The 19474-nt window shown below is 60.2% G+C and carries 20 protein-coding genes and 1 pseudogene; 17 read left to right on the top strand and 4 right to left on the bottom strand.

Translation table 11 applies throughout. From position 1 onward, the window contains the following. Nucleotides 1–623 precede the first annotated feature (623 nt). Both istA and istB read left to right on the top strand, forming a co-directional pair. A complete protein-coding gene (gene istA / locus VOM14_RS30080) occupies nt 624–2147 on the top strand; it encodes an IS21 family transposase (protein ID WP_327632399.1) in 1524 nt (507 codons plus the stop codon). Then, nucleotides 2140–2940, top strand: coding sequence for an IS21-like element helper ATPase IstB (istB, locus tag VOM14_RS30085; protein WP_327632372.1), 801 nt, complete (start codon nt 2140–2142; stop codon nt 2938–2940). Before istA ends, istB begins: the two co-directional genes overlap by 8 nt. 183 nt (nt 2941–3123) lie before the next feature. Here istB and VOM14_RS30090 read toward each other — a convergent pair whose 3' ends face one another. After that, on the bottom strand, nt 3124–3330 hold the full coding sequence (locus VOM14_RS30090; RefSeq protein ID WP_442955605.1) for a hypothetical protein: 207 nt from the start codon (nt 3328–3330) through the stop codon (nt 3124–3126). Nucleotides 3331–3852: 522 nt separating this feature from the next. Here VOM14_RS30090 and VOM14_RS30095 point away from each other — a divergent pair. From VOM14_RS30095 to VOM14_RS30105, 3 genes are all read left to right on the top strand, one after another. Further along, complete coding sequence (locus tag VOM14_RS30095; protein WP_327632373.1) at nt 3853–4890, top strand: DNA-binding protein; 1038 nt, start codon at nt 3853–3855, stop codon at nt 4888–4890. Between the two features lie 34 nt (nt 4891–4924). Continuing rightward, nucleotides 4925–5347: a hypothetical protein gene (locus VOM14_RS30100; protein WP_327632374.1), complete on the top strand. Its 423-nt coding sequence runs from the start codon at nt 4925–4927 to the stop codon at nt 5345–5347. 73 nt (nt 5348–5420) lie between these two features. Further along, nucleotides 5421–5939 (top strand): SET domain-containing protein, encoded by a 519-nt coding sequence (locus tag VOM14_RS30105; RefSeq protein WP_327632375.1) that lies wholly within the window; start codon nt 5421–5423, stop codon nt 5937–5939. An 87-nt stretch (nt 5940–6026) separates the two neighbouring features. Here the strand turns inward: VOM14_RS30105 and VOM14_RS30110 are convergent, their stop codons facing one another. Continuing rightward, complete coding sequence (locus tag VOM14_RS30110) at nt 6027–6185, bottom strand: hypothetical protein (protein WP_327632376.1); 159 nt, start codon at nt 6183–6185, stop codon at nt 6027–6029. A 487-nt stretch (nt 6186–6672) separates the two neighbouring features. On the opposite strand from VOM14_RS30110, the gene VOM14_RS30115 reads away from it, so the two are divergent. From VOM14_RS30115 to VOM14_RS30150, 8 genes are all read left to right on the top strand, one after another. Next, complete coding sequence (locus VOM14_RS30115; protein WP_327632377.1) at nt 6673–7143, top strand: hypothetical protein; 471 nt, start codon at nt 6673–6675, stop codon at nt 7141–7143. 55 nt (nt 7144–7198) lie between these two features. Then, nucleotides 7199–10195 (top strand): Tn3 family transposase, encoded by a 2997-nt coding sequence (locus tag VOM14_RS30120; RefSeq protein ID WP_327632378.1) that lies wholly within the window; start codon nt 7199–7201, stop codon nt 10193–10195. After that, nucleotides 10192–10557 carry a Tn3 family transposase post-transcriptional regulator TnpC gene (tnpC, locus tag VOM14_RS30125; protein ID WP_042304019.1) on the top strand — a complete coding sequence of 122 codons (366 nt, stop codon included), beginning with the start codon at nt 10192–10194 and terminating at the stop codon, nt 10555–10557. Before VOM14_RS30120 ends, tnpC begins: the two co-directional genes overlap by 4 nt. A 285-nt stretch (nt 10558–10842) precedes the next feature. Next, the gene (locus VOM14_RS30130) at nt 10843–11427 is read left to right on the top strand and encodes a DUF1003 domain-containing protein (protein WP_126878242.1); all 585 of its coding nucleotides are present in this window, start codon (nt 10843–10845) and stop codon (nt 11425–11427) included. A 209-nt stretch (nt 11428–11636) separates the two neighbouring features. Further along, nucleotides 11637–11972, top strand: a complete 336-nt coding sequence (locus VOM14_RS30135) for a hypothetical protein (protein WP_327632379.1) — start codon at nt 11637–11639, stop codon at nt 11970–11972. A 421-nt stretch (nt 11973–12393) separates the two neighbouring features. Further along, nucleotides 12394–12666 (top strand): hypothetical protein, encoded by a 273-nt coding sequence (locus VOM14_RS30140; RefSeq protein ID WP_327632380.1) that lies wholly within the window; start codon nt 12394–12396, stop codon nt 12664–12666. Between the two features lie 42 nt (nt 12667–12708). Beyond that, nucleotides 12709–13155, top strand: a complete 447-nt coding sequence (locus VOM14_RS30145; RefSeq protein WP_042304021.1) for a type II toxin-antitoxin system HicB family antitoxin — start codon at nt 12709–12711, stop codon at nt 13153–13155. Then, nucleotides 13152–14021, top strand: a complete 870-nt coding sequence (locus VOM14_RS30150) for a slipin family protein (RefSeq protein WP_327632381.1) — start codon at nt 13152–13154, stop codon at nt 14019–14021. The genes VOM14_RS30145 and VOM14_RS30150 overlap by 4 nt, the downstream gene beginning before the upstream one ends. A 181-nt stretch (nt 14022–14202) precedes the next feature. On the opposite strand, the gene VOM14_RS30155 is transcribed toward VOM14_RS30150, so the two are convergent. Further along, complete coding sequence (locus tag VOM14_RS30155; protein WP_042304023.1) at nt 14203–14409, bottom strand: hypothetical protein; 207 nt, start codon at nt 14407–14409, stop codon at nt 14203–14205. Nucleotides 14410–15085: 676 nt separating this feature from the next. Beyond that, on the bottom strand, nt 15086–15322 hold the full coding sequence (locus VOM14_RS30160) for a hypothetical protein (protein ID WP_327632382.1): 237 nt from the start codon (nt 15320–15322) through the stop codon (nt 15086–15088). Nucleotides 15323–16099: 777 nt separating this feature from the next. On the opposite strand from VOM14_RS30160, the pseudogene VOM14_RS30165 reads away from it, so the two are divergent. The 4 genes and pseudogenes from VOM14_RS30165 to VOM14_RS30180 form a co-directional block, all read left to right on the top strand. Beyond that, nucleotides 16100–17046: pseudogene (locus VOM14_RS30165) on the top strand (tyrosine-type recombinase/integrase); the annotation flags it as partial. A gap of 264 nt (nt 17047–17310) precedes the next feature. Next, nucleotides 17311–17466, top strand: coding sequence for a hypothetical protein (locus tag VOM14_RS30170; RefSeq protein WP_327632383.1), 156 nt, complete (start codon nt 17311–17313; stop codon nt 17464–17466). A 457-nt stretch (nt 17467–17923) separates the two neighbouring features. After that, nucleotides 17924–18244, top strand: a complete 321-nt coding sequence (locus VOM14_RS30175) for a hypothetical protein (protein WP_126878239.1) — start codon at nt 17924–17926, stop codon at nt 18242–18244. A gap of 352 nt (nt 18245–18596) precedes the next feature. Beyond that, nucleotides 18597–19466, top strand: a complete 870-nt coding sequence (locus VOM14_RS30180; protein WP_042304030.1) for an ADP-polyphosphate phosphotransferase — start codon at nt 18597–18599, stop codon at nt 19464–19466. Nucleotides 19467–19474 lie beyond the last annotated feature (8 nt).

Raw genomic sequence — 19474 nt, forward strand, 5'->3', positions numbered from 1 at the left:
TGCTGGAAGGCATTGCCTTCAGGGACGGCGAACCGGTGCAAGACGATCAACCCGGTCAGCAGAAACTCGCCGCCTGACGTCGCCGGCTATCAACCGCTCATACACCAGACTTGACCGTATCTCAACCGGCAGCCGGCGCACGCGCAGGAAGTAGGGGATCTGAACACACCAATGTCCGACCGCAGCGCCGCGCGCTGTTCGAGGGCGAGGCCGATTGACGGGCCCTGACGAGTGACAGAAACAGATCCGCCTGATCCGCCTGATCAGCCAGGCGACCGTGGACGGACTCGACAGGCACGCGCATGCAATGTTCTGGGCCCCAGTGCCCGGACCGTTCAATGCTGGCAACGCGGCGAGCCTGACGCCTTGGACGGCGTTCTTCACGGCACCACGAGAAGAGGTTGCAATATCGATATTGTGAGCGTGCTCCCTACCCAGAAGAGTATCCAACGAAGTCGGCTTATCGCGGCCGTCGATCGACGCTCTAATGCGATGGGTCGTCCTTGTTTGTTTACGCCGACCGAAAATTCAGCCACATGTAGGGATCGCGCCGACTGAAAATTGAGCCGGACAATCAACCTATCCTGCTAGTTTTTCTGGCAGGGTGTTTGGGGATGATCCCGATGACGATGATTGGCAAGGTGCGGCGGATGTTCCACCGCCAGAACAAGTCGGTACGCGAGATAGCGCGTCTCACAAGCCTGTCGCGCAACACGATTAGTAAGTATCTGAACATGGATGTTCAGGAGGAGCCGAAGTATCAGCGGCGCTCGCAGCCGACCCGGTTGACGCCGTTTCATGAGGTGCTGGTGCAGGCGCTCAATGTCGACGCGCGGCGACCGAAGAAGGAGCGGCGCACCGCCTGGATGCTGTTCCAGGAGATCAAGGGCGGCGGCTACGACGGCTGTTACTCGCGGGTCACCGATTTCATCCGGGCCTGGCGGCAAAGCGGAGGCAAAGCGGTTTCGAAATCGGCGTTTGTGCCGTTGCGATTCGAGCTGGGCGAGGCATTCCAGTTTGACTGGTCCGAGGAAGGACTGGTTGTCGGCGGCATTTATCGCAAGCTGCAGGTGTCGCACATGAAGCTATGTGCGTCGCGGGCGTTCTGGCTGGTTGCCTATCCGAGTCAGGGGCACGAGATGCTGTTCGATGCCCATACGCGCTCGTTCGCGGCCTTCGGCGGGGTGGCCCGCCGGGGCATCTACGACAATATGAAAACGGCCGTAGACAAGGTGCACAAAGGCAAGGGTCGCACGGTCAATCCGCGTTTCGCAGTGATGTGTTCGCACTACCTGTTCGATCCGGACTTCTGCAACGTCGCCAGTGGCTGGGAGAAAGGCGTCGTCGAGAAGAACGTGCATGACAGCCGTCTGCGCATCTGGATTGAGGCGCGTGCACAACGCTTCGGCAGTTTCGCCGAGCTGAATGCGTGGCTGGCAACCCGATGCCGGTCGCTGTGGGAGCAGGTGAAGCACCCGGACTATCGGAACCTGAGCGTTGCCGATGTGTTCGAGCAGGAGCGCGCCCATCTGATGCCAATGCCAACACCGTTTGACGGTTATGTTGAGCGCGCAGCACGGGTCTCCTCGACCTGCCTGGTCGTGGTCGGGCGCAACCGCTACTCAGTGCCATGCGAATTCGCAGGCCAGATGCTCAGTACGCGGCTCTATCCTGGCCGTGTTGTGGTGGTGGGTGATGACGCCGTGGTGGCCGAACACGATCGGCTGGCCGATGAAGGTCTGGTGCGATACGACTGGCAGCATTACATCCCGCTGATCCAGCGCAAGCCCGGCGCACTGCGCAACGGCGCGCCGTTCCAGGATATGCCCGATCCGCTGCAACGGTTGCGTCGGGCGTTACTACGCGAGCCAGGTGGTGACCGGGTAATGGCCAAGGTGCTGGCACTGGTGCCGGAAAGCGGTCTGGATGCCGTAGTGGTTGCCGTCGAACTTGCATTGGAGCAGGCGCCGCCGTCCGGGCGTGTCAGCGTCGAGCATGTGGTGAACGTGCTGTCGCGCATGCGCAGCGTGCAGATGCCGCCGAAGATCGATACTGCGCTACAACTGACGACACCGCCGCTGGCCGACACATCGCGCTACGACGGGCTGCGCCCGGCGCTGCAACAGCCGGAGGCCGGTCATGCGTGATCTGATCGTCGAACTCAAACACTTGCGGCTGCACGGCATGGCTGCCGGCTGGGCCGAACTGCTCGAACAGATGAATGTCGAGGCGGCGTCTTCGCAATGGCTGCTCGAACGGCTGTTGCAGGCCGAGGTCGCGGATCGGGCCGTGCGTTCGGTCAGCCACCAGATGAACGCGGCGAAGTTCCCGGTGCATCGCGACCTCGCCGGCTTCGACTTCGATGGCTCGCCGGTCGATCGCCAGCTCGTCACGCAACTGGCCGGCATGACGTTCACCGAGGGCGCGCACAACCTGGTTCTGGTCGGCGGCCCGGGCTCGGGCAAGACGCATCTGGCGACCGCCATTGGCGTGTCCGGCATCGTGCACCACGGCAAGCGGGTGCGCTTCTACTCGACCGTGGATCTGGCCAACGCACTGGAGCAGGAGAAGGCGCAGGGACGCGCCGGGAGGATCGCGGCGAGCCTGCTGCGCCTCGACCTGGTCATTCTGGACGAACTCGGATATCTGCCCTTCAGCCAGGCCGGTGGGGCGTTGCTATTCCATCTGCTGAGTCGCCTGTACGAGCATACGAGCGTTGCGGTGACAACAAATCTGGACTTCGCCGAATGGTCCAGTGTGTTCGGCGACGCGAAGATGACCACGGCATTGCTGGACCGGCTGACGCATCACTGCCACATCCTGGAAACCGGCAACGAAAGCTACCGTTTCCGCCATAGCAGCGCCAGTGCAAAGAAGCGTATCCGCTCGCGTGAAGCAGCGCGCAGAGCCGACAGTGCGAGCGAGAACGAATCAGCCTGATCGTCGCTTGCGGCGCAGGGGAAGCCGCTACGGGCTACGCCCTTCGCAGCTTCCCCTGCGCAATGAGGCCTCACACGAAGGAGGACAAGCACTCCCGAAACCCATACACTTATCCACAACCGGTCCTGCTTCAGACCGGTCTCCACCCCGGCTCAAAACTCGATCGGCGCGGTGGCTCAGAATTCATTCGGCGCGGACATCCTTGCGGTAATTCTCGAACGTGGTCTTTTTGTCGGCGACCCGCGCGAGCCACGCGCGCACCGCGGCGAGGTCGTCGCGGGCAGCAATCTGCGCGTGACCGCGAGCCCGGTTGGTGCCGTCGCGACCGTCGAGGTCCGCGGGCAATTCGAGCGCGTCCAGCGGGCGGGGGGCGAGGAGGGCGGTTTTCATGGGCGGGTGGGGAAAGGGCGGACGGGTTCAGAGTGTCACCGTTGGTTTGCATAATTTTGTTCCCGTGAGACCGCGATGAAACAACCGCAGCGCGGGTCAGCGGGAACAAATTTACTTCAAGAAATTCTGCACCATATTGTTCCTCAGCCGGGCGCTCGAAGTGATTTTGTGTCTTCTCCCACGGTCGTTTGCTGCGAGTGGGTCCGTGACGCGCCGCTCACCGCATGCTCGTTATGGCGATGACGTGGGAGTTCAACGTGGTGTTCGACGCGTTGATCACCCGGCTGGAGAACATCGACCCCGGAGAGTCCCGCCATTTGCACGCGACGAAGTAGGACCAGGAACAAAATTATGCAGAAAACGGGAACAGTTTTATGCCAACCAACGGTCACGCGGCGATTGTCGCATCACTGGGCATGAATCTCAACATTATAGGATTAATGTCAAAATTCAACACAGAGGACGTTAGAAATAAAACGGTTTACGTAGTAATATTTAAGAAAATCGGTCGGAAGAATCCTCATGAGTGATGCCCTGTCCCCCAACGCGGCGCTGGCCGCCGAGATCGAGCGCCTGAAGGTGGCGTTCCCGAAGACCCGCGAGCTCTACCGCGAGGTCTGCGCGCTGCTGTTCTTCCGGCATGGCATCACGCCAACCGCCAACCGTCTGTATCAGCTGGTCCGGCGCGGCAGCATGGGCACGCCGACTGCGGTGCTCGGCGAGTTCTGGGCGGAACTGCGCGAGAAGAGCCGGGTACGCATCGACCATCCCGACCTGCCCGACGATCTCGGTGCCGCCGCTGGCGAACTGGTCGCCACCCTCTGGATGCGCGCGACCGCATCAGCGGAGGCCGCGCTCGACGCACTGCGTGACGAGGTCGAGGCGCAGCGCGTCGAGGCGCAGCAGTCGGTTGTCGCCGCCCGGGACGAACTGGGTCGCACCGAGACGGCGCTCGAGCAGCGCACCGCCGCGCTGCTGGCCGCGCAGGTCGAGATCCGCGAACTGGACAGGGCGCAGGCCGAAGGCCACGCGCAGCGGCAGGCACTGGAGGGGGAGCTGGCGCGGATCAGGGCGGCGCTGGCTGCGCGTGATCGCGAACTTCTTGAGGTGAGGGAAGGGTTTTCGCGCGATCTGGGGAAGCAACGCGAAGCGGCGGAACGCGCCGAGGACCGCCTCCGGGCTGCCGAAAAGCGCGCCCTGCTGGAGATCGATCGCGAGCGCAGTACTGCAGCGAAGCTGCAGAAGGAGCTGGACGAAGCCATGCGTCGCGCGGACCACAAGGACGCCGACCGTCGCCGTGCGATTGAAGCCATACAGGCGCAGTTGGGCGACGCGCGTCATCAGGCTGGCGTGCTGCAGGGGCGGCTTGACGCTGTTCAGGCGGAGAACCTGCGGCTGCAGACCGAGATGACGACGCTGCGGGAAGCGGAAACGCGTGCACGGGAAACCCGGGCGTCGTCCGCATCGGCTGGAGTCCGGAAGGCACCACGGACGACCCGTTCGTCCCGCACGGTGCCGACGACGGCCAAAGCAGCAACGCGGCGCAAAAAAACGGTATAAACGCAAAGGTACTCGCCACCAGGGAAACGGGTGCATGGCTGATATCTATCTGCTCGCCGGACTGACGCTTCCGCCGGGCGTCGCGCCTGAGTCCCTGCCCGGGACCGTGACGCGCTTCATGTCGGATTGCTGGCCGGGCATGAGCCGCACGCAGATGATGGCCCGCGCGAAGCGGCAGGGTCTGCGCCTGTCGTTCCGCGCAACGGCGCCGTGTCTGCCCGGCGAAACCGGCGGGTTCGAGTTGCGCTTCAACGATGGGGCAGTGCAATGCGTGATGCTGGCCCGGCTACAGCGGCTCGGAGACAGGAGCGGCAAACGCCGGCAAACGAGCCGGACTGACGTGAGGCCTGGCCGGGATTCGCGAATATCTGAAGCTTCGGGTATTAATGAATCCCGGCCAACCCTCGACGTATCCCGACCCCCGCCACGCGACCCCAGGCAGACCCGGTTGTTCTGACGCGACGCTACCGGTTGCCGCGCAGCGCGCCGCTCGCTATGCTCGCAGCCTTCAACGGTTCGGGAGTGATGAAGTGCGGCGCGTGACGGTCAGGAAATCAGCGGTCCACGGGCGAGGCGTGTTCGCGCTGCAGGCAATCCCAGCCGGCCAGCGCATCTTCGAATATCGCGGTGAGGTGACATCGTGGCGACGGGCCTCTGCCCGGTACCGGCGATCCGGCGTGCGCGGCCACACATTCATCTTTGGACTGGCTGACGGGCGCGTGATCGACGGCAGCGTAGGGGGCAACAGCGCCCGCTGGCTGAACCACTCCTGCCAGCCGAACTGCGAGGCGATCGAGGACGAGCGGGGGCGGGTTTTCATCGAGACGCTCAAAGACCTGATGCCGGGCGAGGAGCTTTGTATCGCCTATGGACTCACTATCGATGACGCGATTACTCCCGAACTGATCGCTGACTATGCGTGTCGCTGTGGGGCGAAACGGTGTACTGGTTCGATGCTGGCCTCGGCAAACGGATCACAAGCGCGTCGTGACAGACGCCATCCGGATACCCTGTCGAATCGGATTGGCGCCGGGAGATCCATGCGATGACTCGTCGCGCGCAGCGGTTGCTTGGGGCGACGCGCGAAAGCACCGCATCGTGGGGCGGCAACCGCATCCTTTAAGCTGGTCGAGCAGTTACGCCACGTCGGCGTCCATCCCAACCAGGTGGCGCAGCTGTCGCATATCGATGCCGTCCACCACGCCGAGTTGGCCGCCACACTTATTGAACTGCGCGGCCTTCTCGCGCTGTTCGGCATTGCGCTCGGTTTCAACGTTGCAGTCATCGTTCTTCATTCACGCCTGGCAATTGCTGGTAGCCTGGTACGGGAGCCCCGTCCGCGAATTAGCGTTGCGAGCTGCGATTCACCGTGGTAGAAGCACCGCACGAACGCGCCCGTTTGCGGCACGAAGAACACGACAGGAGTATGCGGTGAAACGAACCGCCGAAAATCAGCGGAAGGTAGTCGCGGTACGCGTCAACCCACAGATCGAGCAAAGGTTGCGGCTATTGGCAGAATTAACGGGACGCAGGCAATCGCGTTTCCTGCAGCAGATGATCGAGGGCGGCATCGGCGCAATGGGGAGGATGAACAAGGTAAGCGTTTATGCTCTGCAGAGCATTAGCGTTTTTAGATACAGTTCCGGGTTGTACGCAGTTGGGCACTCATCGATAACAACAGCGACCGATGGATGCCGGTTTCCGCGCAGTAGCACTCGGTGTTGGTTCGCATAATAAGAGCAAGCTTTTCCGATCGGCCATTGTGGTCGACAGGAGAAGCTTATGATCAAGACGAATTCTTCCGACGAGTTCGGGACCCGGCCTCTAGGATCTGCGAGGACAAAACTATCCGTAGAGCTACCCAACGAACTGAATCGATGGGTTGACGATTTCGACCGTCATCTGTCACAGGTGGTTGGACTTGCTGCATCAACCCGCCACCAATATTGTTTCTACGTTCGCCGATTCTTGGCTGAGCTTCGTGTAGCCACCGTTCCGGATCGCTCCGTGTTGCGGGCGGAGGTATTTACCACTTTCGTTCGGCAGGAGGCCGGTCGCCTTCACGGGCATTCGCGCAATCAGCCTGGTACTGCGATGCGGGCCTGGCTCAGATATCTCGTTTTCTGCGGAGTGGTGAACACTGGGCTAGAAGCCGCGATTCCTTCAAGGGGGGTGAACAAGGTAAGCGCAAATTCCTATCATAAGCTTTATGGTTATGAAGATTGCAGCGATCATTGCGAATTGACGCAGTAAGCCCGATTTTTCTTGCGCTAATCTGAGCGGCCCTCTGCGATCCGGAAGATCCGCAATGGCAACCCTCGAACGCACCGCGTACCCGCGCTTCCCCGAGGTTCTGGCGCCCCGGGAACTGCAAGCCTGCTACACGCCGTTGTCCGATGAACTCGAATGGGCACGCCGGTCAACGCGGGGCGAGCGACCTCGATTGGGCCTGCTGGTGCTGCTGAAGGTCTTTCAGCAACTGCACTATTTCCCGCCACTCCATACCATCCCAACCGCCATCATCGATCACGTCCGGGCGGCCGCCGATATCGGCGACACCGTGCATTTTGGTTACGATACTGAGACCTCCCCAACGCTGTTCCGGCATTACGCGGCAGTTCGAGCCCACCTGAACGTGAAGCCGTACTACGGCACCGATGCGAATGCGATCGCGACACGGGCGGCGCACACGGCGTCGCTGACGATGGACCAGCCTGTCGACATCATCAACGCGACGATCGACGAACTCATCGCGCGCGATATCGAACTGCCGGCGTTCTCGACGCTGGACCGGCTGACCGAGCAGATCCACGCCCGAGCGCAGTCGAGGCTCTTCAAACGCGTCACGCGACGCCTGACCGATGCGCAGAAACTCGCGCTCGACCGGCTGCTCGCGCGCGATCTGTCGAGCCGGCAGACTGCCTACAACCGGATCAAGCGTCATGCGAAACGCCCATCGCGCCAGCATCTGGACCTGCTGATTGACCAGGTCGCCTGGCTCGACGAGCTCGGCGATTTCTCACTGGCCATCGCCGGGATTCCAGCCTCAAAGCTGCGCTCGCTCGCCAACCAGGCGATGGCGCTCGACGCGTCGGCGCTCAGAAACGACACACAGCCCGAGAAGCGCTATACATTGCTCGTTGCGCTGCTCAACCGCATGCGCGTGCGCGCCCGCGACGATCTCGCCGACATGTTCGTACGGCGCATGGGCGCCATCCACAAACGCGCGAGCGACGAACTGGACGCCATTCAGCGAAAACAGCGTGATCAGGTCGAGGATCTCGTCGGCTTGTTAGACGGCGTGGTCGACATTCTCGCCGATGAATCCGACGAGACGGCCATCGCCCGAGCGGTCAGGAAGCTGCTTGCGCCGAAAGGCGATCTGGAGCCGTTGCGCGAGAGCTGCGCGGCGATCCGCGCCTTCAGCGGCCGCAACTATCTGCCGCTGCTCTGGAAGCACTTCAAGGCGCACCGCTCGGTCATGATGCGCGTCGTCCGTACGCTCGAATGGGATTCGACCAGCCCGGTTCGCTCGCTGCTGAATGCACTCGATGCGGTGCTGGAGAACGAATCGTTGCATCGGGAGTGGATCGATGCGGATGTCGACATGAGCTTTGCCGCGCCGCGGTGGCGCAAGCTCGTGCGGCGCTCGCACGGCGAGGGGTCTCCGACCAATCGCCGGTATCTCGAGCTTTGTGTGTTCTCGTACATGGCCGAGGAACTACGGGTCGGTGATCTATGCGTGTCGGGCTCCGACGCGTACGCGGACTATCGCGACCACCTGTTGCCGTGGCGGCAATGCGAGCAACAGCTGCCGGACTACTGCGACAAGCTCGGCATGCCCACGACCAGCAGTGACTTCGTGCGCCACCTGCGTCAATGGCTCACAGACGCTTCCCACAAGCTGGACGTTGAGTTGCCGCGCAAGCGCGAGCACGTCGTGATCGATCGTCACGGCGAACCGATCTTGCGCAAAACCATCGCGAAGGAGATCCCGGCGAGCGCGACTGCGTTGCAGGAACGGCTGAACGCTCGCCTGCCGACGAGGAACATGCTGGACATCCTCGCGAACATCGAGCACTGGACGCATTTCACGCGGCACTTCGGGCCGTTGTCCGGGAGCGATCCGCAGATTCGCAAGGCCGCCGAGCGCTACCTGCTCACGATTTTCGCGATGGGCTGCAATCTCGGCCCGACCCAGGCGGCCCGGCATCTGGATTCCGATGTCACCGCGCACATGCTGTCGTTCGTCAACCGTCGGCATATGAGCCTGGACAAGCTCGAGACCGCACAACGCGAGCTGATCGAACTGTACCTGCGGTTGGACCTGCCGAAACACTGGGGCGATGGCAAGACGGTCGCGGCCGACGGCACGCAGTACGACTTCTACGACAACAACCTGCTCGCCGGCTATCACTTCCGCTACCGGAAAATGGGAGCGGTCGCGTACCGGCACGTTGCCGACAACTATATCGCGGTGTTCCAGCACTTCATTCCGCCCGGTGTCTGGGAAGCGATATATGTGATAGAGGGCCTGTTGAAAGCGGGCCTGTCCGTCAAGGCGGACACCGTCCATGCGGACACGCAGGGCCAGTCGGCCGCCGTGTTCGCGTTCACATATCTGCTCGGCATCAACCTGATGCCGCGGATTCGCAACTGGAAGGATCTCGTGCTGTACCGGCCGGACAGCAAGACCAAATACAAGCACATCGACAAGCTGTTCACGGCGACCATCGATTGGGTCCTGATCGAGCAGCACTGGCAAGAGCTGATGCAGGTCGCGCTGTCGATTCAGGCGGGGACAATCTCGTCGCCACTGCTGTTGCGCCGGCTCGGCTCAGAAAGCCGCAAGAACCGGCTGTACCTGGCCGCGCGCGAGCTCGGCAATGTCGTTCGCACGGTGTTCCTACTCGAGTGGATCGGTAGCCTCGAATTGCGGCAGGAGGTCACTGCGAACACGAATAAGATCGAGTCGTACAATGGCTTTTCCAAATGGCTGTCGTTCGGAGGCGACGTGATCGCCGAGAACGAGCCGGAGGAGCAGCAGAAACGGCTACGCTACAATGACTTGGTCGCGTCGGCCGTGATCTTGCAGAACACGGTGGACATGATGCAGGCGCTGCGCGAGATGGCGGCAAACGGCGAGAGAGTGCGTGCCGAAGACATCGAGTTTCTGAGTCCGTACCCGACCCACAACATCCGCCGCTTCGGCCACTATAAACTGCACCTGGATCGTCGGCCGGAAGCCTGGATGAAGGACCCGTTGTTCGGCCATGCTGCCCGTACCTACGCATCCCGCCCATGACTGCACGCCCGGCCATCACTACAACCCGTTTCGGCGATGTCGACACCGCCGCGCTTGAGCGGCTTGAATCGAGCTACGACACAACACGCCTGTTGGCCGCCGTCGATATCGTCGACCGCATCCGCACCCAGCTTCATGATCCCGAGGGGTTACGCGATGATCTGCTGGAGATCCACAGCATGGCGCACTCCGTGTTGAATGGGGCACCGTCGGTGCCGTCGCGACGCGAAGGCACCTTGCCCGAACAGGTGCTGAACGCGCTCGATCTGATTGACGAATTTGTCATGGAACTCACTCAACTGAGAGCGATCCTCGAGCCTCTCGAAGCGCTACATCCGGACGACGGTTTTGGCGAAGGTTGAACGGCGCCCGCCCACTGATCGAGATCCAGCCGCTCGCCCGCGCGCTTAGACGGACACTCAAACGCCGGCTCCTCTCAGATCTTGGCTGCTTAAGTTTCTTTGCTTCGCGATTGCTGCGCAACTGACCTTTTGCCATCACACTACTCCGATGGTATCGATGCTCTCCAAAAAGCGCGAGCGTCCAAGCAGTGTTCGCCGATTTCACATCGCTGTCGCGAAGCGTTTTCAGCGATCTGGCCGTAGCAGAGGATTTTCTTCGACAGACACGACTACCGCGAGTGCAAAATGCAAAACCCCGCCGAGCTTGCCGAGAAATTTCTCGGCGTACCCTATGAAACGTTGGACGAGCGCGCCAAGAATGTTGCGCGACTGGTCGCGGAGCGCAGACACGTAGCAAGAGATGCGGCGAAAGAACTGGATGCCTCGATGACGCGAGGCCAGCGCGCAGCCGATGCCGTGGCGGCCTTCGGCGGATCGTGGATATTCATCACGTGTTTTATCGTGATCATGATTGTCTGGGTTGGCTTGAATTCGGTGATTCTAGCCAAGTACAGCGAGACTTTTGATCCATACCCCTACATTCTGCTCAACCTGTTTCTCTCGATGCTTGCGGCCATCCAAGCGCCCATCATCCTGATGGCGCAGAACCGGCAGTCGTACAAGGACCGGATGTCCGCCGAGCACGACTACGAAATCAATCTGAAAGCCGAACTCGAGATCATGTTGCTGCATGAAAAGGTCGATATCCTGCGTGATAAACAGTTGACCGAATTGCTGAACATCCAGAAGGAACAGATGGAAGCGCTGAAGAACCTGCTCGTGTCCAGCAGGACGTCGAGCGACAAAGCGTCGGGGTCGCCCGCTGAGTAAAACGATATGATCGAACAGCGACGGTCTGTTATTCGGTCCGGCGGGGTCCCTTTCCGGAATCGCTGTACATCCGCCAGGAAGGAGATACAGTCGGTATTGTTGCGACACAGCATTAACAGTACTAGTCGCTCCGACCTGCTGATCTTTAGCGAAACACTCGCCTCCGAAATCCCTTGGACGCACGTGCCGGGTCGATTCGGGAGCATACAATGAATACCACCACCGTTGAACAATCCGCTGACTTCGGCCGGCATACTTTACCGGCAATTTTTCGTTTGCAAAATGAAGGGTTCGAGCGCCTGCTGAAGCTGACGGAACTCAATCTCGCGGCCATAAAGGGGATGCTGGACGGGGGGCAATCCCCCTTGTCATCGTTGCCATCTGGACTACCGTCATCCACTGGTGCGGTTGGCCTGCCGCAGCAATTTTTCGAGCCCGCCCTGGCGTATGCGGAGCAGGTCCAACAGATCGATTCGCAGTTCTTGGCAGCCGTGACACGGGCGGGCGAGGACCTGCATAACCAGTACAACGTCATATGCAAGTAGTTGGCAGCCAATCTTGGGCAGACCGCACCCTTTGGTTCTGACGCCGCCTACACCGCGATGCTGTCTGCAATCGGTGGGGTGATGCGGTCCCAGGGAATGATGCAGGAAGCCGTCAAGCATGCGGCTAGTGCGCGCACGCCCGGCAACCCAGTAACTGACATCGCATAGGCGATAGCGATGCGCGGTTTGCGCGCAAGCAAGAAAACGACGCCCTGCACGAGCGGGTCGTTGGGCGGTCTCGCCGCCTAGTGGGAAGCCGGCAAGACGCCGGCTTTCCCCATTTTGTGCCGTCAAAATATAGTTTGCTTTGCAATGCCATTGAGCGCATTGTGAAATGATCCAGATGTACCTGACCGCCCTTTTTCGCATCCGGATAAACACTGTTCGATGACGGTCAGCACCGCTTAAGGAGCACGTCATCATGTCCATCCCGACCATCGAATACAGAGGGTACGCACTCAGCGCATACCCGCGCCAGGAATTCCCGCTGCATCGCGATCCGTATGCCAAAGGTCCAAGGCAGTTCTCGTGCATCGTGAGAATTGACCCCATTCCGGCCGCCGGGGTCAAGGCCGGGCGCTATTCAACGTTATTCGGTACAGCAAGTCCCACCAACGAGGGCGACGCCGTCGACCTCGCGATGCAATACGGCAAAGACATCATAGACGGCAAGGTTCAGGCGACCGAACTCTGACACGCCGAATGCCAGTCAGTCGACCGCTCAAGGGGGCAGCTCATGAAATATCCAATTTACGTCCACCGCGATGGCGACACCGGTTTTCGCGCCAGTTTTCCCGATTTTCCCCGCGCAGATGCGCGCGGCAATTCGTTGGGCGAACTGAATCGCAACGCGCAAGAGATGGTTGAGTTGATGTACGACCGCAGCGAGCAACTCATACCCGCCCCCACCTGCAGTACATCGGAATTGCGGGCGCTCGACGTGGACGACGGAGAAGGGATCTGGATGTTCATCGGCATCAACCTTACGCGGGTTACCTCGAAGGCCGTGGGCGTTCAATTGAGCCTGCTTGAGAGTGTGCTGCAGCGAGTTGTTGCGGCGGCAAGAGAGCGTCATATGACGCTCTCAGCGTTCATCACGCTGGCTGCCGTACATGAACTTGAGCCCATAAGAATGCAATCGTCGTGCGCGCGTGTTGCCTGCACGACGGAGGAACTACCATGAATCCCATCACACTATCTCTTTCCGCCACGTTCGCGCTGGCGGGCTTGGTCGTTGGCGAATGGGTGAGTCTGTATCTGGCTCCCCCTCTTTTCGTCATTGCCATCCTCATCGCACTATCGGTGAAGGTTGCCAATGTCTGGCAGAAGTTCGTCATCCTGCGTGTCGGGAAACTGCAAAGCGTCAAAGGTGCGGGCTTTTTCATGATCATCCCTGTACTGGATAACGTGGTTGCGATCATCGACGAGCGCATCCAGACGACTGCCTTCAACGCAGAAGAGGCACTGACCAAAGACACCGTGCCGGTCAATGTCGACGCGATCATTTTTTGGCACGTCCACGATGCGCAAAAGGCCGCGCTTGCGATCACCGATTACCGGCAGGCGATCGATCGTGTCGCACAGACGACGCTACGCGAAATGATTGGCTCCTCAATGCTGGCTGCGCTGCTCTCCGATCGAAAAGCCGCCGACGCGCATTTGTGTGACGAGATCGGAAGCAAGACGGCCGACTGGGGCATTACCGTCCGCTCCGTGGAGATTCGGGACGTCGCGATTCCAGTCGCGCTTCAGGACGCCATGTCGCGGCAGGCACAGGCCGAACGCGAAAAGCAGGCACGCGTGATTCTGGGTTCCGCAGAAGCCGAGATTGCAGCGAAGTTCGTCGAAGCAGCGCAGGTCTATGAAAACCATCCCGGGGCGCTTCAATTGCGGGCGATGAACATCATCTACGAAACGACCAAGGAACGCGGCGCGATGATCCTGATTCCGAGCTCGATGGTGGACAGTCTGAATCCGCCGCTAGCGCTGGCAATTGCAGGACATGACGTGGCCGGGGCTGCGTTGGCGCCCCTCAAGACTGCGGCGTAGCTCGATTGGGCATGAGCGCTGGGTTGCCTGGCGGAGCGGGACGCGACAGCCGCCGGCCCGCACAGCGCTTCGCTGCGTTGCCCATGTTCACCGGCTGGGTTTAACACCAGTTTCCGATTCATGATCGATGCGGACGGAATGAATTGCTCGGTCCGCATCGCATCAGATCGACGATGCCACCTCACTCTTTCCCCCCACCGTTGATCCCGCTTCCAGTTCGCCATACCTGCTTGCCCCGCTCGGAGAGTTCGCCGCAACTATGCTCGGCGTCGACCTCCGTCCCTTCTACCGCCATCTCGCCGCCAGCCTGTTCCTGCGCTTTTTGTTTCTGCCTGTGTCGTGCCGCCATGGCTTCGTCGTGCGACCTGCCTGCGTAATTCAGCGTCATTTCGTCTGCTCCTTCAAAAACAGCCTTTACCGCTTGGCAATCTGCCGAGGTGCGTCAATTTTTTGAAGCTACCGTCCGAATTGCTTGCGCAGCCTGTCCATGACATGGCGTTCATCCAGCCAACGGGCTTCCCGCTTCCGCCGGAGGCTGCGCCGATTTCGCCGCAGCGGCGCTGCCGACCAACAGTGCCCGCCCGATCACGATGCCCCACATTGCGTACGCCATATCATCCTTTTCACTCTATACCGACCAATAGACTACGCGGTAGAGAAATGGCACTTCTGTGCCCCGGCTCTTCCGAAAGTCACATACTATGTCGGTCAGTGACAGTGCCTATGACACATCCATTCGCGGAGCGGATGCCAGTCTAGCCTTTTGGAGCATTCGTTATATTTTTGGTTATCTGAGGAAAAGCGCCGGCCGGACTCATTCACCAAGCCTCGATTGCCAGGAAACCTGCTGTTTCAGGGCGCCGTCTTGCCTTTCTCAACACTGTTTCGGTGTTCCGCCTGGTCACTGGCTCTCGGGTGTAACGGGCATGTCATCGCCCGTCGCGTTGTCCGCCACGTCTCGCTGTTCTCTTCGCTCTTCGAGGAATTGTGTGCGCACGACGAAGGCAGAACGTGCGGCATGTAACGCCCGCGTTACGAGGTACGACGCGTCCCGTAGTGCGTTTCTACTCAGCGGGCCCGAGGATTACATCAACAGCGGCCTGGCCGGCGATCTCCGCAACAAGGTAGGCCCAGCGTTCTGAAAACGGACCACCCCGGATTTTGATGCGCTCGCCGAGCGCTGCCACACCAGGAGGCTGGATGGGGCCTTTGATGCGAAACCAGACATCGAACATATCCGCTGATGTGGAAAGCAGATCAATGTGAATCTCGAATCCGCGATATGCGACTGTTCGTTGCATGAAGACCTCGGACTGTAGCAGCGTGAGAAGCCACAAAGACTAATGGTAAGCCTATTTTCTTTGCCTGCGTTAGCGGTTATTCGATGCCGGCCCGCACACGTCGTCGCGCGCTCATCGTCACGCGAATGAGGGCCGGCATCGAATAACCCTTAACGTCTGCTGCCGCCCCGTAGGTCATGCCTCAGGAGCTGACCGGAGAGCGAGAGCGGGCTGCTCTGGGGCTCGGTTTGGGGTGCACGGAATACGGATGGACTGGTAAATAATATTGAACTAAACCGCTGGCGCGGTAGTAGGTGGTTGGCCGACGTCGTCGGCTTCGACTCTGTTCGCGGCGAGCATTCCTTCAAATGAGACGATGGCAGTGCAGTTTCTGCCCTGTCCGTTTCGAAAGGAGTCTGCCATGTCGGAACTACGTCAACGCATGATCGAGGATATGCGTGTGCGCATCCAACCTACGTCGCCACATTTCCGGTGCGGCGACCGAATGCGTAGAGCAGTATTCGTGGTCGGCGAATTCGCAACCTGCGCCCCTCATCTCCGTGGCTCGCATACCGCCATCGGCGACCTTACACCCGGCCGCTTCGATTCAATGCCCATAGGCGCGACCGCCTGCAGAGCGGTTTAGCTCAAAGAATTTTTTGCGAAGCGGTAACCGCACAACGGTTGTCGCTTCGGCCAGCGCGTGCCCGTCACCGCTTCGCAAAAAAACTCCGCCTTACCAGGCCGTATGCGAATTCGATTTAAGCTGGCAAGCATGAAAACGCATGAAACCGAAGGGCGATCGTCGAGCGGGTCTGCGCGCTGTCCTCGCTGACTACCGACGATGCGATCGCCTACTGGGCGTTCCTGCGACGGCCGACACCGCGCGAACGCAGGGTCGGGCCGTCGCGGCCGCGACAAAGCGTGGAATGACGACCGTTCAGCGGACCACTCTCGACGCGCTCCGCCGCCTACACGCTGTCCGTACTTGCAGCACTGTTTCGCTGGAGGGTCGAGCAGCGCTATGCCCTTGCCAATCATCCGTTCGCGGGCGTCAAGGTGCGAGGGCGCGTGAAGACGGGCCTCGACGCCACGCGCGGTTTTACGGAAGGCGAATGACTGCTGTTCCGCGCGATCGCAGAAGGACTTGAATGCTCCTATGGCTGGAGTGGGGCGGCCGCAAAGCGCCTTCGGTTCCTGCCGGATTTCGGGTACGCCACCGGCCTGAGAGGCAGTGAGTTGACAGGGTGCAACGCCCGGCGACGTCCGCATCGACGATGCATGGTTATCACTGGTTGCACCTTGTCGGCAAGGGCAGCAACATTGGCACGGTGACGCTCCCGGCACCGGCGCGCAAGGCGCTCGATCAGTACCTGACGCAACGCCGGTTGCCGGTCACACGGGAAAGATGGGACCCCGCAACGGTCATCGTGGCCAGCCTCGCGGAAGATGGCGCCGGGATCGAAAGCACGCCGCTGTGGTGCGTTCTGAAACGGTTCTTCGTGCAGGCGGCCGACGCGATCCAGGATGAGCGGCCCGCGATGGCGGAGAAGCTACGCCGGGCGAGCCCGCACTGGATGCGCCACACGCGTGCCTCGCATGCGCTCGCGCGCGGAGCCGAGCTGATCCTGGTGCGCGACAACCTGCGCCACGCGTCGATCTCGACCACGTCAACCTACCTGCACGGCGATGAGGTCAAACGGGCGAGGCGGTTCGATCAGGCGTTTGGTGTGCCCGAGCGCTAGCGACGGAGGCCAAATGGCCATCAGTCCCCTCCAGAAAGCGCCAACTTTACTTCGCAAACCTCCTAACCTGTTGATTTCCACCGAGTCTTAACCCACGGGGGGCGGGTCAAACGCCGGTTTTTGTCTGACGTACCAGAGAATTCGCCTGAACCAAAGCGGGCTGCTTCCATTGGACCAGCTGTGCTGGAAGCCCGGCGGGATGGCAATATTTGTGAACGCATCACCTATAATTAAAAATGGTCGCGACCCGACAAGGAGGTTGCCATGACTCAGTCGATGATTAGCGTTGTGGTCGGTCTGGCGGTACTGTTGGTCGTCGCGTTCATGCTCGCGCAACGTTACATGCGCGACCACAAGGGCGACAGGATGGTTCAGTGGCTTGACGGACATCACATGGGTTGGATGCACCGTAAGCATTGAGAGCGCGGTCGACGATGCGGTTCCGGTCTACGATATCGGTGACAGAGCGGTCCTGGGTAATGGGCATGTTATCGCCCAACGCGCTTTCCACTGCGCCTCGGCTCTCCTTCCGCTTTTCGACCAATGACGGTGCGTAGCAAAAGCGACATGCGTTCAACGTGTAATATCATCGTTACGGTGCACGAAGCGTTTCGCTGATCGTGTTTACTTTGCGGAGGACTGCGTCGATAGCGGCTTGGCCGGTGATCTTCGCAATAGGGCGGCCCTAGTAACGTGAGGCCGAATCGGAGATGTTCGATTATCCGTTGCATGGAGATGTCTGATTCCAACACCGCGACAAGGTGGGGACGTCAATGGCCAACCTGTTCGTCTGCTGTTTGCGCTTTCAACATGGACATCCGCGGGCGTTTTCTGCGACAGCCTTCAACTTCAGCAGGACAAATTTCGGAGCAGCACCATGGCCGACGCTATCCCGCAAAATACTTTTCGCGGTCTTCCCTTGACGCCGGAGCAGGACGCAGAAGTCAGGCATTTCATAAAGAAGAAAAAGCAGCGTGGAAAGCCGTGGGACACGCCGGAGTTGACGGCGATGCTCAAAGACATGCTGGAACCCCCGCGCAACGAAGATAGAGAGCCCGGAGCCACTGCTATCGACGAGACCATCTCGGCCACCGAGCGCGCCGCAGCGTCCATCGACGAAGCCATGGAACCCGTTGAGGCAAACGAGGAGCGGAATGCGGCCATGGAAACCGAGCGTATGAAGGGCCCCAGACGTTGAATTCCTGGCGACGAACTCGTCTGGAAGCGGAGCGTTCTGCCTCACGCGGCAACTGAAAGGAATTCCTCGGAGCGTGCAGACAAAGGGTAAGGCACGCGTATCCGTTGACGTGCAATGACCCGTCCGCCGCCGGATAGGCGAAGAGTAATTCAAAGAGATTTGGAACAAGCCGCAGCGGGCTCGTCCGTCGCGTCAGCCAATGTTGGGTTGAGCGCACCGACGACCAACATGCATGGAGCATACGGCTCGCCTTCGGGGTGAAGGGGCGGCATCCTCGTGGAATTTCCAGGGATATGGGGCTTACGACAGATCGGTGGCGACTGACGTAGCAATGACCGCAAGCGGTATCAAGATGAAAACCTGGTCGGAAGATTTTCGTGTGGAAGAGGGCAGTAAGGTCCGTCTTGGCAAATGGCTAACCAGGGTGGGGCCTCTGTACACGTCAAAGGAGCATTACCAGGAACTACTCACCGCGCACGTGGCACGATTGAGTTCGCTACAGCAACTGTTCTACGCGTCGAACCGCCATGCACTTCTGCTGATCTTCCAGGCCATGGACGCGGCCGGCAAGGACGGCGCGATCAAACATGTGATGTCGGGCGTGAATCCGCAGGGATGCCAGGTTTTCAGCTTCAAGCATCCCACGCCCGCCGAACTGGAACACGATTTTCTCTGGCGCACCACCCGCGATTTGCCCGCGCGTGGGCAAATCGGCATCTTCAACCGGTCATACTACGAGGAAGTTCTGATCGTCCGTGTTCATCCTGAGATTCTGCTTGGCGAAGGGCTGCCGGATGCGTCACTCGACAGGCAAGCAATCTGGCAGGAGCGTTATCGGTCGATCGTGGATCTGGAGCGTCACCTTGAGAAAAATGGTACGCGTATCATCAAGTTCTTCCTCCACCTGTCCAAGGCTGAGCAACGCCGTCGCTTTCTGGACCGCATCGACGATCCGGACAAGAACTGGAAACTCAGTGCAGCGGATATCGACGAGCGCAAATTCTGGAACCAGTACAGGAGGGCGTATGAGCAATGCCTCGCCGCAACCAGTACCCGATGTGCCCCATGGTACGTCGTGCCCGCCGACGACAAGAAAAATACACGGCTGATCGTCTCCCGGATCATACTGGACGCACTCGAGTCGCTTAAGATGACTTATCCCAAATCGACCGCAAGCCGGCGCCGGGAACTGCAGGCAATTCGCAGACGCCTCGAAGTTTGACGTTCGTA

Source organism: Paraburkholderia sp. MPAMCS5, assembly GCF_036016995.1.
GTDB lineage: Bacteria > Pseudomonadota > Gammaproteobacteria > Burkholderiales > Burkholderiaceae > Paraburkholderia.

What these genes read in the sequence shown, in the direction of transcription:
- istA (WP_327632399.1), top strand. Translation starts at nt 624, where the DNA reads ATGACGATGATTGGCAAGGTGCGGCGGATGTTCCACCGCCAGAACAAG.
- istB (WP_327632372.1), top strand. Translation starts at nt 2,140, where the DNA reads ATGCGTGATCTGATCGTCGAACTCAAACACTTGCGGCTGCACGGCATG.
- VOM14_RS30090 (WP_442955605.1), bottom strand. Translation starts at nt 3,330, where the DNA reads ATGAAAACCGCCCTCCTCGCCCCCCGCCCGCTGGACGCGCTCGAATTG.
- VOM14_RS30095 (WP_327632373.1), top strand. Translation starts at nt 3,853, where the DNA reads ATGAGTGATGCCCTGTCCCCCAACGCGGCGCTGGCCGCCGAGATCGAG.
- VOM14_RS30100 (WP_327632374.1), top strand. Translation starts at nt 4,925, where the DNA reads ATGGCTGATATCTATCTGCTCGCCGGACTGACGCTTCCGCCGGGCGTC.
- VOM14_RS30110 (WP_327632376.1), bottom strand. Translation starts at nt 6,185, where the DNA reads ATGAAGAACGATGACTGCAACGTTGAAACCGAGCGCAATGCCGAACAG.
- VOM14_RS30115 (WP_327632377.1), top strand. Translation starts at nt 6,673, where the DNA reads ATGATCAAGACGAATTCTTCCGACGAGTTCGGGACCCGGCCTCTAGGA.
- VOM14_RS30120 (WP_327632378.1), top strand. Translation starts at nt 7,199, where the DNA reads ATGGCAACCCTCGAACGCACCGCGTACCCGCGCTTCCCCGAGGTTCTG.
- tnpC (WP_042304019.1), top strand. Translation starts at nt 10,192, where the DNA reads ATGACTGCACGCCCGGCCATCACTACAACCCGTTTCGGCGATGTCGAC.
- VOM14_RS30130 (WP_126878242.1), top strand. Translation starts at nt 10,843, where the DNA reads ATGCAAAACCCCGCCGAGCTTGCCGAGAAATTTCTCGGCGTACCCTAT.
- VOM14_RS30135 (WP_327632379.1), top strand. Translation starts at nt 11,637, where the DNA reads ATGAATACCACCACCGTTGAACAATCCGCTGACTTCGGCCGGCATACT.
- VOM14_RS30140 (WP_327632380.1), top strand. Translation starts at nt 12,394, where the DNA reads ATGTCCATCCCGACCATCGAATACAGAGGGTACGCACTCAGCGCATAC.
- VOM14_RS30145 (WP_042304021.1), top strand. Translation starts at nt 12,709, where the DNA reads ATGAAATATCCAATTTACGTCCACCGCGATGGCGACACCGGTTTTCGC.
- VOM14_RS30150 (WP_327632381.1), top strand. Translation starts at nt 13,152, where the DNA reads ATGAATCCCATCACACTATCTCTTTCCGCCACGTTCGCGCTGGCGGGC.
- VOM14_RS30155 (WP_042304023.1), bottom strand. Translation starts at nt 14,409, where the DNA reads ATGACGCTGAATTACGCAGGCAGGTCGCACGACGAAGCCATGGCGGCA.
- VOM14_RS30160 (WP_327632382.1), bottom strand. Translation starts at nt 15,322, where the DNA reads ATGCAACGAACAGTCGCATATCGCGGATTCGAGATTCACATTGATCTG.
- VOM14_RS30170 (WP_327632383.1), top strand. Translation starts at nt 17,311, where the DNA reads ATGACTCAGTCGATGATTAGCGTTGTGGTCGGTCTGGCGGTACTGTTG.
- VOM14_RS30175 (WP_126878239.1), top strand. Translation starts at nt 17,924, where the DNA reads ATGGCCGACGCTATCCCGCAAAATACTTTTCGCGGTCTTCCCTTGACG.
- VOM14_RS30180 (WP_042304030.1), top strand. Translation starts at nt 18,597, where the DNA reads ATGAAAACCTGGTCGGAAGATTTTCGTGTGGAAGAGGGCAGTAAGGTC.